This is a genomic window from Bradyrhizobium altum, assembly GCF_020889705.1.
In the GTDB taxonomy this organism is placed as follows: Bacteria; Pseudomonadota; Alphaproteobacteria; order Rhizobiales; family Xanthobacteraceae; genus Bradyrhizobium; species Bradyrhizobium altum.
In genome coordinates, this window is record NZ_JACMYP010000283.1 from 1 (window position 1) to 10800 (window position 10800).

The 10800-nt window shown below is 65.2% G+C and carries 17 protein-coding genes and 1 riboswitch; of the genes, 13 read left to right on the forward strand and 4 right to left on the reverse strand.

The features are described 5' to 3' along the window. Nucleotides 1-786: SMP-30/gluconolactonase/LRE family protein (locus tag H8B02_RS39845; protein ID WP_229171181.1), on the forward strand; the 786-nt coding region annotated here is incomplete at its 5' end. Between the two features lie 255 nt (nt 787-1041). On the opposite strand, the gene H8B02_RS39850 is transcribed toward H8B02_RS39845, so the two are convergent. Continuing rightward, nucleotides 1042-1392, reverse strand: a complete 351-nt coding sequence (locus H8B02_RS39850; RefSeq protein WP_092114933.1) for a GrlR family regulatory protein — start codon at nt 1390-1392, stop codon at nt 1042-1044. Between the two features lie 238 nt (nt 1393-1630). Here H8B02_RS39850 and H8B02_RS39855 point away from each other — a divergent pair, with 238 nt between their 5' ends. Beyond that, on the forward strand, nt 1631-2062 hold the full coding sequence (locus H8B02_RS39855) for a hypothetical protein (RefSeq protein ID WP_376711770.1): 432 nt from the start codon (nt 1631-1633) through the stop codon (nt 2060-2062). Nucleotides 2063-2077: 15 nt separating this feature from the next. Here H8B02_RS39855 and H8B02_RS39860 read toward each other — a convergent pair whose 3' ends face one another. Continuing rightward, nucleotides 2078-2461 (reverse strand): VOC family protein, encoded by a 384-nt coding sequence (locus tag H8B02_RS39860; RefSeq protein ID WP_229171182.1) that lies wholly within the window; start codon nt 2459-2461, stop codon nt 2078-2080. Nucleotides 2462-2728: 267 nt separating this feature from the next. On the opposite strand from H8B02_RS39860, the gene H8B02_RS39865 reads away from it, so the two are divergent. The 3 genes from H8B02_RS39865 to H8B02_RS39875 all read left to right on the forward strand — a co-directional run bounded on the left by H8B02_RS39865 (nt 2729) and on the right by H8B02_RS39875 (nt 4017). Further along, nucleotides 2729-3067, forward strand: a complete 339-nt coding sequence (locus tag H8B02_RS39865; RefSeq protein WP_229171183.1) for a hypothetical protein — start codon at nt 2729-2731, stop codon at nt 3065-3067. Nucleotides 3068-3093: 26 nt separating this feature from the next. Continuing rightward, nucleotides 3094-3282 (forward strand): hypothetical protein, encoded by a 189-nt coding sequence (locus H8B02_RS39870; protein ID WP_229171184.1) that lies wholly within the window; start codon nt 3094-3096, stop codon nt 3280-3282. A gap of 216 nt (nt 3283-3498) precedes the next feature. Next, nucleotides 3499-4017, forward strand: coding sequence for a hypothetical protein (locus tag H8B02_RS39875; protein WP_229171185.1), 519 nt, complete (start codon nt 3499-3501; stop codon nt 4015-4017). Between the two features lie 121 nt (nt 4018-4138). On the opposite strand, the gene H8B02_RS39880 is transcribed toward H8B02_RS39875, so the two are convergent. Then, the gene (locus H8B02_RS39880; RefSeq protein WP_229171186.1) at nt 4139-4555 is read right to left on the reverse strand and encodes a hypothetical protein; all 417 of its coding nucleotides are present in this window, start codon (nt 4553-4555) and stop codon (nt 4139-4141) included. Nucleotides 4556-4772: 217 nt separating this feature from the next. Then, nucleotides 4773-4852, forward strand: a riboswitch (ZMP/ZTP riboswitch). Nucleotides 4853-4867: 15 nt separating this feature from the next. On the opposite strand from H8B02_RS39880, the gene H8B02_RS39885 reads away from it, so the two are divergent. From H8B02_RS39885 to H8B02_RS39915, 7 genes are all read left to right on the forward strand, one after another. Next, nucleotides 4868-5731: a bifunctional 5,10-methylenetetrahydrofolate dehydrogenase/5,10-methenyltetrahydrofolate cyclohydrolase gene (locus tag H8B02_RS39885; protein ID WP_229171187.1), complete on the forward strand. Its 864-nt coding sequence runs from the start codon at nt 4868-4870 to the stop codon at nt 5729-5731. A gap of 155 nt (nt 5732-5886) precedes the next feature. Continuing rightward, nucleotides 5887-6333 carry a MaoC/PaaZ C-terminal domain-containing protein gene (locus H8B02_RS39890; protein WP_229171188.1) on the forward strand — a complete coding sequence of 149 codons (447 nt, stop codon included), beginning with the start codon at nt 5887-5889 and terminating at the stop codon, nt 6331-6333. Between the two features lie 142 nt (nt 6334-6475). Then, nucleotides 6476-6898, forward strand: a complete 423-nt coding sequence (locus H8B02_RS39895) for a zinc-ribbon domain containing protein (protein WP_229171189.1) — start codon at nt 6476-6478, stop codon at nt 6896-6898. A 204-nt stretch (nt 6899-7102) separates the two neighbouring features. Continuing rightward, complete coding sequence (locus tag H8B02_RS39900) at nt 7103-7396, forward strand: hypothetical protein (RefSeq protein ID WP_176530699.1); 294 nt, start codon at nt 7103-7105, stop codon at nt 7394-7396. A 136-nt stretch (nt 7397-7532) separates the two neighbouring features. Beyond that, a complete protein-coding gene (locus H8B02_RS39905; RefSeq protein WP_223967410.1) occupies nt 7533-7904 on the forward strand; it encodes a hypothetical protein in 372 nt (123 codons plus the stop codon). 155 nt (nt 7905-8059) lie between these two features. Next, entirely contained in the window at nt 8060-8275 is a 216-nt protein-coding gene (locus tag H8B02_RS39910) for a hypothetical protein (protein WP_229171190.1), read from the forward strand. Beyond that, on the forward strand, nt 8253-8618 hold the full coding sequence (locus tag H8B02_RS39915) for an NHL repeat-containing protein (RefSeq protein WP_229171191.1): 366 nt from the start codon (nt 8253-8255) through the stop codon (nt 8616-8618). Before H8B02_RS39910 ends, H8B02_RS39915 begins: the two co-directional genes overlap by 23 nt. A 63-nt stretch (nt 8619-8681) precedes the next feature. On the opposite strand, the gene H8B02_RS39920 is transcribed toward H8B02_RS39915, so the two are convergent. Beyond that, nucleotides 8682-9827 (reverse strand): alkane 1-monooxygenase, encoded by a 1146-nt coding sequence (locus H8B02_RS39920; RefSeq protein WP_229171192.1) that lies wholly within the window; start codon nt 9825-9827, stop codon nt 8682-8684. Between the two features lie 175 nt (nt 9828-10002). Here H8B02_RS39920 and H8B02_RS39925 point away from each other — a divergent pair, with 175 nt between their 5' ends. Further along, on the forward strand, nt 10003-10746 hold the full coding sequence (locus H8B02_RS39925) for an AraC family transcriptional regulator ligand-binding domain-containing protein (RefSeq protein ID WP_229171193.1): 744 nt from the start codon (nt 10003-10005) through the stop codon (nt 10744-10746). Nucleotides 10747-10800: the final 54 nt, after the last annotated feature.

A 10800-nucleotide genomic window follows, 5' to 3' on the forward strand; every position in this document is an offset into this window, starting at 1 on the left:
AGCGTCTTCCGCAGTCCAGCCAATTTCGCCAACGGCAACACCCGCGACCGCCAGGGTCGGCTCGTCACCTGCGAGCATTCGGTGACGCGGCGGATCGCGCGCACCGAGAAGAACGGCAAGATCACCGTGCTGGCCGACAGTTTCGAAGGCAAGCGCCTCAATGCGCCGAACGACATCGTGGTGAAGTCCGACGACACGATCTGGTTCACCGATCCGGTGTTCGGCATCGCCGGCGAGTGGGAGGGCTTCAAGGCCAAGCGCGAGCAGGACAACACCAACGTGTTCCGGATCGGCACCGACGGAAAGCTGACGGCCGTCATCACCGATCTGGTCAATCCGAACGGGCTTGCCTTCTCGCCGGACGAGAAGAAGCTCTACGTCGTCGAGTGGAAGGGCACGCCGAACCGCAGCATCTGGAGCTACGACGTCAATGCCGATGGAACGGTCGGCAACAGGACCAAGCTGATCGACGCCACCGACCAGGGATCGCTCGACGGCTTCCGCGTCGACCGCGACGGCAATCTGTGGTGCGGCTGGGGCAGCAACGGCGCGCTGCAGTCGGAGCCGACCGAGACGGGCGGTCGCAAGGTCTATCAGCTCAAGGGCAGGCCTGAGGATCTCGACGGCGTCATGGTGTTCAGCCCGCAGGGCAAGCCGCTCGGCTTCATCCGCCTGCCGGAGCGATGCGAGAACCTGACCTTCGGCGGACCCAAGAACAACCGCCTCTACATGGCGTCATGCCATTCGATCTATGCACTCTATGTCGAGGCGCACGGCGCGACGTGAGAGGCGCTCTCAGCGGCGTCATTGCGAGGAGCGATAGCGACGAAGCAATCCCATCTCTCTGCTTGCGGCGCGGTGGATTGCTTTGCTTGCTTCGCTCACAATGACGCGGATCGGCCGTTGCATATTATCCCCGTCATCCTGAGGAGCCGCGAAGCGGCGTCTCGAAGGGTGCACGGCCCGGCTAGTGGCCGTGCATCCTTCGAGGCTCGCTACGCTCGCACCTCAGGATGACGGATCAGATGCCGGTGCGATGACCTAATTGATATCCGCGAGCTTGTGCAGCGTGGCGCCGAAGATCAGGCTCGCCTTGCCGACCAGCGCGGTCCCGCTCATGGTGCCGCGGGTATCGGTGAAGGTGCCGGAGACGCCGATGCCGACCGGCGCGGGCCCGCCGAACAATGGGTTGTCGGTCTCGCGCGGCGTGGTGTGGCGTTGCACGAGGACCTCGCCCTTGAACGCGTCACCCTTCACCGTGTAGCTGCCGGTGTAATAGAGATAGGCATCGCCGCCGAGAATTTGCCCGTCGCGGAAAAGAATCACTCCGCTGCCCTTGCCGACGCGTCCGTCCAGCAGGGTGACGTGGATTGAGTACAGCCCGTTCTTCATAACGTCCCATGGACCGGCTGCCGCGCCCGCAGCAATCCGGATTGGTTTTTTATGCCAAAGCGAGCAACCTCGTGCAATGCGGCAGGTTGATTCCGGGGGTATCCGGACTGACCGTGAACCCTCGGTTCCTGCCAGGCGGTGTGACGGCGCGATGACAGCGGACCGTGCGCGCGAATCGAACTGGCCCGCGAAATGCATAGCTCTGGTTGCACTGGCCGGTGAGTGCTGGAGCGAACACATGTCGGACTGGATTGAATCGGGCGGCCGTTTGGCGCGCCCTCGCAATGCCAATGGAACTTGGGCCCGTCGTGCGGGCCGTGTGATGGTGTCCCTCGGGCTGATGATGCTGGTGTTGGCCTCGGCCGTACAAATCGCGCGGGCGCGCGATCCCGACGGACGCTACGCCAATTCGCCGCTCAAGGAATGGTTCGACGGTCTGCGCAGCGGCAAGGGACCGTGCTGCTCGGATGCCGACGGCAGCGCGGTCAGCGACGTCGATTGGGAATCGAAGGACGGTCACTACCGAGTGCGCCTCGATGGGGCCTGGGTCGACGTCCCCGACGAGGCTGTGGTCACCGAGCCCAACCGGGTCGGCCGCGCCATGGTCTGGCCGATCAAGAGCTACATGGGCGTGACGATCCGCTGCTTCATGCCCGGCAGCATGACGTAGCGGATCGGTCGTCGCTCACACGTATTTCTGGTCGCGCTCGAGCAGCTCGATCGAGATGCCCTGCGGGCCGCGGATGAAGCAGATCCGCACGCCGGTGCGGATCGTGGTCGGCTCCTTGGTGAACTCGACGCCCTTGGCCTTGATCTCGGCCGCGACCGCGTCGATGTCCTTCACGGTCAGGCCGAAATGATCGAGCCCCTGATACGGCGTCACCGGCGGGGCGTTGACGCCGTCGCCTTGCGTCACCTCCGCGATGAACACCTTGGCGCCGCCGAGCTGGACGTCGATGCGGCCGGGGCCGCGGATGATCTCGCCGCCGAGAATGTCGCGCAGCCAGGTCGCGGTGGCCTCGGGATCGGGACTGCGCAGATGGACGTGGTCCCAGGTGACGACAGGCATTGCGATCTCCTTGTTGTTCTCGCGCGCTTTTTGGGGTGCGGCACTCGCTCTCGGGCGGCGCAAATCTAGCGATCGGTCCGTTGGGATACCATCCCTCCGTGATGCCAGCCGCAAGATTGTCGTCCCGGAATGAAACCATTCCGGCCGTCGGTGATTGTTCTTGGGTGGCCGCTCGACCTGCGGCCGTCCCGGTGCCGCATGTTGCGATGCCTGCGGCTTCTGTGTTGGGTGGCGGCTTGATCGGGCGTCGAGGGTGAGGGCACGACGATGCGGATCGGCTTGGCGTCGTTTCGAAGGTTTGCCTCCGGACGTCTCGGTGGGGGCGGTCTTTACGCCAGCCTGCTGCTGTCGATCATCGCGGTCGCCGGAATTGCGGCGTGGTTCATGCTCCCCGAGCCGAGCGATGCCGAAGACCGGGATGTCAGGCCGGTGTCTTCCGCCGTCATCCGCACCGCGCAGGATGCATCGACCGGGGCGCAGCCTGCCCAAATCACAAATCAAGCCGCAAAGGATGCCCCGGCCGCACCGGCAGGTGAACCGGCCACGGTCGGCGTGGCCACTGCCGCGCAGCCGGCCGAGGTGGCCAAAGCGTCCTGGTCACCTTGACGCTGCGCAATGCCAATGATTTCGCGGTGAAGGATATCGAGATCGCCTGCACCTTCATCCGTAGCGACGGCAGCCCCGTGACCGAACGCAAGCGGCTGATCCCGGACACCATCGCCATGAAAAGCCGCAAGACCTACCCGCGGATGCTGATCGGGTTCGTAAACGTTAATGCAAACAAGGCGAAATGCACGGTCGCGACCGCCAGCCGCGCCTGAACCCTGCATCCCGAAAAAGTGACCAGGAATTGACTTGCCGGGTGAACCGCAATGGCCAGGCAGGAACTAACTAATAAGCCGACGGTTAGAGAACGACCCGGGAGCGCGGATAGCGTCTGCCCGGGTGATCATGCGCAGACGATGAATTCGTTGCGCGATGACATATGTCGTCGCGTCGAGTTGAACCGCGCCCGTAGCGCGGGGGGAGCTACCAAAATGCCTGTGGCGCGTTATTTCCTGTTCGTTGGTGGCGTGCTGCTCGCGCTGCTCTTCGTCGTCAATGCCATCGTACCGCAGGAGGCTGTGGTCGCCAGCCAGGGTCTGTCGTCGCCCGGCGTCGACAACAAGACCATGGTACGCATCAAGTCGACCCAGAAACTGCCGGAGCGGGTGGTGTACGACACCAACCTGCCGACCATCGTTCCGTCGCAGGTGAACGCGGTTGCCGCAGCGACCCCGGCGGCTGCCAGCGATGCGTCGGCGCAGGCCCGCGTCCGTGACACGTTCGCCCAGTTCATTCCGCCGGAGAAGGCTGACGCGCGCAAGGGGCCGGTCGTGGCCGAGGCGAAGCCGGCCGAGCAGCCGGTGCAGGCGCCGAAGAAGCGCAAGATCGCGCGCAACCATACCCATTCCCAGCAGCCGATGCGGCTGGCCCAGCCCGGCATGTATCAGCCTTACCGTGTCGCGCAGCAGCAGCCACGCATGGGCTTCTTCGGCGGCTTCGGTACCTGGTAGGCTCGGACACGCCGCAATCGGCAATCGATACGCCGCCGCAAACACTTGCGGCGGCATTTTCATGTCCGCGATGCCAGCCGGGTAACCGGTTGCGGGAAGCGCCCCGGGTGGCCGGAACCGGTTAGCGCGGCAGGCGCGGAATCTTGTCGGCGAAGCCGTTGTAGCAGGTCAGCCGCTCGTCCTCTTCCTTGACGAACCGGCACTCGGCGACGCCCTTGGCAGGGGCGGCCTTCGCCTTGGGCTGCGGCTTGAAGATCTCGTCGTAGCACATCAGCCGCTCCTTGGTGGCGTCGTCGATGTCCTGGCAGGCCTGGAGCTTCTGCGCGACCGATTGCGTCTTGCCGGGTGCTGCAGCCTTCTCGCCCTTCTTGGCCGCCGATTTCTTGCCGACCTGGACCAGCGGCTTGTCGCCTACCATCGGCTGCGAGGCCGCCGCCGGCTTGTCGGCGGCGGGGGGTGGGGTGGTGGCTGGAGCGGTGCCTTGAGCAAGCGCGGCAGCCGGGCAGAGGAGCGCCAGCGCGAGGAGGATATGTCTCATGGTGAAAATGTCCGAAGTGGCGTGATGACCGGAAGGATGGCGCCGGGGATCGGAAAAGCCCGGCAAGCGCCGAGGCTTATCGCAAGTTCTGCCCGAATCCTACCCCCGGAGGGGCCCCGCCCGGCACCGATCCACCGGCAAAAACAGGGGCAATTCGTCGCCGGGTCGGTCGCCAGCGTGCGTGATTTGCGTTTGCCGGGCCGGGCGGCTATGACGGCGCCATCTGCGCGACTGGCGCTTGGATGGACCACCATCGGGGAGCGCAGAGACTGAACGCCGCGCGCCTGGGCACCGCTTCGAAACGGAGGTGCCATGACGGCGAACATTCTTGATGGGCATGCACATGCCCAAATTGTCATCGACAAGGTTGCGAGCGAACTGGACCGGCTGCCCCGCGCGCCCGGGCTCACGGTCGTGCTGGTTGGCTGTGACCCGGCGAGCCAGATTTACGTACAGAGCAAGGTCAGGATGGCCGAGCGGCTTGGCCTGCGCGGCGAGGTCGAGCGTCTGCCGGATGACGCCAGCGAGGCCGAACTGCTCGCCAGGATCGACGCGCTCAACGCGCGCGACGATATCGACGGCATCCTGATCCAACTGCCGCTGCCGGCGCATATCGACGCCTTGCGCGTGATGGCGGCGGTCGATCCCGCGAAGGATGTCGACGGCCTGCACGCGCTGAACGCAGGCCGGCTGTTTCACGGCGACGATGCCTTGGTGCCGTGCACGCCGCTCGGCTGTCTCCGGCTGATCAAGTCGACCCGGCCAGATCTCACCGGCGCTCATGCCGTGGTGATCGGCAGCTCCAACATCGTGGGCAAGCCGATGGCCGCGCTGTTGCTGCAGGAGCAGGCGACCGTGACGCAGACCCACATCCACACCCGCGGCATCAGCAAGATCTGCCGTCAGGCCGATATCCTGGTCAGCGCGGTGGGGAAGGCTGGGCTCGTGCGCGGCGACTGGATCAAGCCGCAGGCCATCGTGATCGACGTCGGCACCACGCGCGTCGAGAAGCCGGACGGCGGCTACGCGGTGTGCGGCGACGTCTTCTTCGACGAAGCGGTGTTGGTCGCCGGCGCGATCACGCCGGTGCCGCGCGGCGTCGGCCCGATGACGATCGCTTGCCTGATGGAGAACACGGTGAAGGCCGCGAAGGCGAGGGCGGCGCGGCTGCAATAGCCGCGGAGGGCTTGCAGCGAGACGCGAGCGGCCGGCGCCGCGCGCGTCTCCTTCTGCGCGCGCAGTCCGGTGCGCCAAGAACATGACCCCGGAAGTAATGGAAAGCCCGCAGCATGGTCTATCGTCGCGCGACAGACGGAGGCGCGCGATGCTGTATGCGGAAGATCTCACCGAGGGGCCAGACATTCCAGCTCGGCACCTATACGATTGGCGAAGCCGAGATCCTGGAGTTCGCCGGCAAATATGATCCGGTGCCGATCCACACCGACCCCGTCGCGGCTGCGGCGGGCCCGTTCGGCGGCCTGATCGCAAGCGGCTTCAACACCATTGCGATCTATCAGCGGCTCGTTGTGGGGGCGATCTGGACCAAGGTGGCGGGCATCGTCGGGCGGAGCTTCGAGATCCGCCTGCCGAGCCCGGTCCGCCCGGGCGCCATGCTCACGGGCCAATCCCGGATCCAGAAAATCACCATCAGGCCGGAGCGGTGCGACGCCGTCGTGATCTTCAAGACCGAGCTCGTCAACGACGAGCAGCGTCCCGTGCTTGTCCTGGTTCTCGATGCGCTGATCCACATGCGGCCGGTGGAGCAGGGGCGGACGTAACCTCCGCCCGGATCGATCTGGCCGCCCGGCAATGCTGCGGCTACCATGGCAAGCGCCAAAGCGTATCAATGACGTCGTCTTGATACGGCCGGGCTGCCGGGCGGCAAGTTCGTCGATACGGTGCAAGACGGATGGCATGGGCATGAAGCGCAGCAAGCAGACGCGCGGCGAGATCGAAGCCAAACAGCGCAAGGCTGAGGAATGGCGTCGCACGCTGGCGCAACGCGCCGCCGAACGGCAGCGCCTGCGCGACTACAAGATCGCGCTGGCGCGCGACGAGGTTCCGGTGGTCACGAGCCAGCTCGCGCCCACGAGCAGCTATTCGACTCCAGATTTCGTCGAGCGCGGAACCTATCGGCCCGAGCCTTTCGTCTGCAAGGATTGCGGCGTTGCCGAGGTCTGGACGCCGTTGCAGCAGAAATGGTGGTACGAGACCGCCAAGGGCGACGTGTTCACCAAGGCCGTGCGCTGCCGGGCCTGCCGCACCAGGTCGCGCGCACGCAAATCCGCCGCGCGCCGCGTGCATCTGGAAGGCCTCGCCAGGAAGAATCCTTCCGCCTCGTAGAGAGCCGCAGCACCACACTTCACACAGCGATGGATGTGGAACCCGCGCGCAGGCGGTCAATGCGTCACGCGTGCGGAACGTTTCGTGGCCTGATCGGTTCGAGACTTCGAAGCCCGCGGCGACGGGCGCGGGCGGGGAGGAACCAGCCAAGGAATCCATTCAAGGAAACATCCAAAGGCCGGAACCAACAAGCAGGAGCAGCGGATGAAGCTTAATTCCACGCAAGTCAAGCAGACCATGACGCAACTGAACGCTCAGGTGCTTCCGGACGATCATCCGGCGGTGGCGCAGCTGAACAGCGTGTTCGGTGAGCACACATTCTTCGTCGACACCACCGGGCTCAAGGTGCTCGAACCCGCCCAGTCCTCCGACATGCCGGGGCAGACCGGCGAGGTGGTGAGCCTTGCCGAGTGGAGCGATCCGGAGCTGACGTCGCTGCGGCCGCACGAGCCCGAACCGACCGGCGTGCTCATCACGCTTGAACCCAGCAAGCACTAGGAGCGTTTTCGCAATAGGCCTTGTTGATGGCGACAGTCTCCAACGTCACATCAAGAGGTGCCGAAAGTCACATGGCAAATCAGCGCCGCCTGCGTATGCATCGGTTCGAGATGGGTATCCAGGCGGTGAGGGCCAGATGGGGATCGTGCGGCGCTGGAGCTCTGACGAGGACGAGAAACTCAGAGAACTCGCCAGGGCCGGCAAGAACGCTCTCGAGATCAGCAACGAACTGACCCGCAGCGCTTCGGCCGTGCGCCGGCGCGCCGAGGTGCTGTCGGTCCTCATCATGGCCAAGGCGTTTCGCGCGCGCCCCTCGCATGTCGCCACGCATCTCGAGCGGGTCGCGATCGACGCGATCCGACATCGCCGGCCGTTTCCCGCGGGTGTCGGCCCGAGCACCATTGCCGGAATGATCGAGAAGGGCTGGATCCTGCCGGAGATGGGGCGGAAGTATCGCGTCACCGACGCCGGCGTGGAGGCTGTGCGCCGGAAGATCCCGAGCGGGTGAAAGCCGGCGGCGGCAAGGCGTGCCGTTGACCGACGCGCGATCAGCGGCGGGATGCAAGAATCTCCGCCCGGGAAGGGCGCTCGCGCCGTTGAAGGAGGAGGAGGCTGACGTCCTGCGGTCTCCCGTCCGTCCAACCGTCCGGCCCGATCGCACCGATGCTCAACGTCCAGCAAGTTCAAGCTCCAGATAACCGATACCAGCGTTTCGCCGATCTTGCGCCGTTCGTTCGTGACGCGATCGGCACCATCGCCGCATTGAGCCCGGCGCAGCGGCTGGATGTGGAATTCCTCGAGCGCGAATTCATTCCCGCGCTGGGGCGCGCCGCTCAGCGGCCGCTCGATCTACCGCGTGCGCGTGGCCGACCTGAATGACGAGAAGCTGACGCCGGCCGAGCTCAGCGCCAAGGTCGAGCGCTATTCAGACAAGCCGAACAATGGCGGGCTCTCGATCGATTATGCCGGCAATCTCTATCTCACCGCGGTCGAGAGCAAGTCGGTGGGCATCGTCGGGACCGATCGCAAGTATCGCACCTATCTGAGCGATGCGGAGATGGTATGGCCTGACGGGATCACGGCGTCGGCGGACGGCTACATGTACGTGTCAGCATCGCAAATCTCTGCGGCCGCGATGTTTCATGGCGGCAAGGGCGAGAACAAGGCCCCGTATCTGATCTATCGCTTCAAGCCGCTTGCTGCGGGCTACGTCTCGCGTTGACCGCGCATCGAGCGCATTGACGACGATCGCCCGACCTGCTCGCAGGACGGGCAACATCTGCAATCACGCATTCACCGGCAGGTCGCCGAGATTGAGCTTGCTCTTGTCGCCGCCGGCCCAGGCCAGTGTCTTCGGGTCCATCACGCGGAACCAGAGCGGCGGGATCGCAGCAAGGCCGAACATGCCGGTGTAGCCGTTCGGCAGCCGCGGGATGTCGTCGAAATCGCGCAGCGACTGGTAGGGGCGCATCGGGTTGGCGTGGTGGTCGGAATGACGTTGCAGATGGAACGTCATCAGGTTCGAGACGATGTGGTTGGTGTTCCAGGAGTGGCGCGGCTCGACCGCCTGGTAGCGGCCGTTCGGCAGCTTCTCGCGCAGCAATCCGTAGTGCTCGACATAATTGGCCTGGGTCAGCGCGTACCAGCCGAGGAAATGGTGCGCGACGATGAACGGCGCGACCTTCCAGCCGAACAGCGCAATCAGAATGGCCGCGACGACGAGCGTCAGCGCAAAGCCCTGCAGGATCTCGTTGTTGACCGACCAGACCGGCTCGCCGCGCCGGGTCAGCCGCTCGGCCTCATTGCGCCAGCCGCGCCTGAACGCGCCCGGCAGCTCACGCGTCGCGAAGACATAGATCGATTCACCGAACCGCGCGCTGGCGGGATCTTCCGGCGTTGCGACCCAGGTGTGATGGCCGCGATTGTGCTCGACGCGGAAATGGGCGTAACCCACCGCGCAGTTGGCGAGCATACCGAAGAAGATGTTGAGCCGGTCGGCCTTGTGGCCGAGCTCGTGCCCGATCAACAGCGCACCGCCATTGATGGTGCCGACGCCGAGTAGCAAAGCGACATAGGACCACCACGGCAGCTCCTGCGTGCCGAAGAAGGCGATCAGGGCTACGTAGTTCACCCATGGAAACACCACGGTGATGCGCGCCAGCCGCAGATAATACGGATCGGCCTCCATCGCGGCGACCACTTCCGCCGGCGGATTGTGGGTGTCTTCGCCGAACAGGACATCGAGCAGCGGAATCAGGATGAAGATGAAGACGAACGGGATCAGCGTCACCAGCGGATTGTGCGTCCGCAGGAAGAGCCAGTAGGACAACAGCGGGATCAGCGGCGGGATGAATGAGAGCATCCACAGATAGCGCTTGCCGTCCCGGTAGGTGATGGTTTCGCCAGCGGCATTGGTGCCCGTGAAGATCATCGCATTCCCTCCAGCATCTCTTGTCGAGGCGGCGTTCGCCGTTGTTGCAGAGAGGATGCCGCGAGGCGGGCTTGCGCCGCCAGTTCCCAACAGGCCAATTTTGTGGCATTTTGCGCCAAGCCTGTTCCATCAGGTCCGTTCGGCTGGACGCTCGCGAGGGAGGGGCGCCAAGGCAATGCAGGGATCGGAGGCCGATACCCTTCGCACGCCGGTGTCCGTGAGCTATGCGCGGGCGCTGGTGCGGGCGTTTGGCAAGACGCGGGGCGAACGCGACGAGCTGCTGCGGGGCACTGCAATCGAGCAGGACGTGCTCGACCAGCCCGGCGCTCACATGCCGGTGTCGTCGCTGGTGATCCTCGCCGCCAACATCACCCGCCGGCATGGTGAGCTGTGGCCGTTGTCGGCCGCGGCGGTCTGGTCGACATCGCTGCAAGGCGCGCTCGACGTCGCGACCAGGACGGCGCCGACCATCGCGGATGCGCTCAACACCGGCGCCCGCTTCGGGTCGACCCGCGCGCCCTTTATCCGCAACCGGCTGCGCACGACGCCGCGCTCGATCCAGATTGAAATCTCTCCTGCGGTCGCTATGGATGGCGCGCTGTGGCGCGCCGTGGCCCTGGCGGTCAGCCTCAATGTGCATGCGGTCTATGTGCAACTGCTCGAGGATGCGATCGACCAGGCGACCTTGGAGTTTCCCTGGCCGCCGCCTGCCGGCGCGGAGCGGCTGATGCAGCATTATTCCTGCGCCGTGAAGTTCAACGCCGCCGCCTTCATCTTCGACGTGCCGAAGGCGTTGTGCGCCCGGCCTTCGCCGTTTGCCGATCCGGAATTGCACGCCAAGGCCATCGAAGCGCTCGAGGAGATCGAGAAGCCGCGCTCGGACACACCGCGGCGCTGGCGCGGATCGTCGAGAGCCTGATTGCGGCGCGGCTGCCGCAGCGGCTCGGCGAGGAGGAGGCCGCGCGCCTCGTCG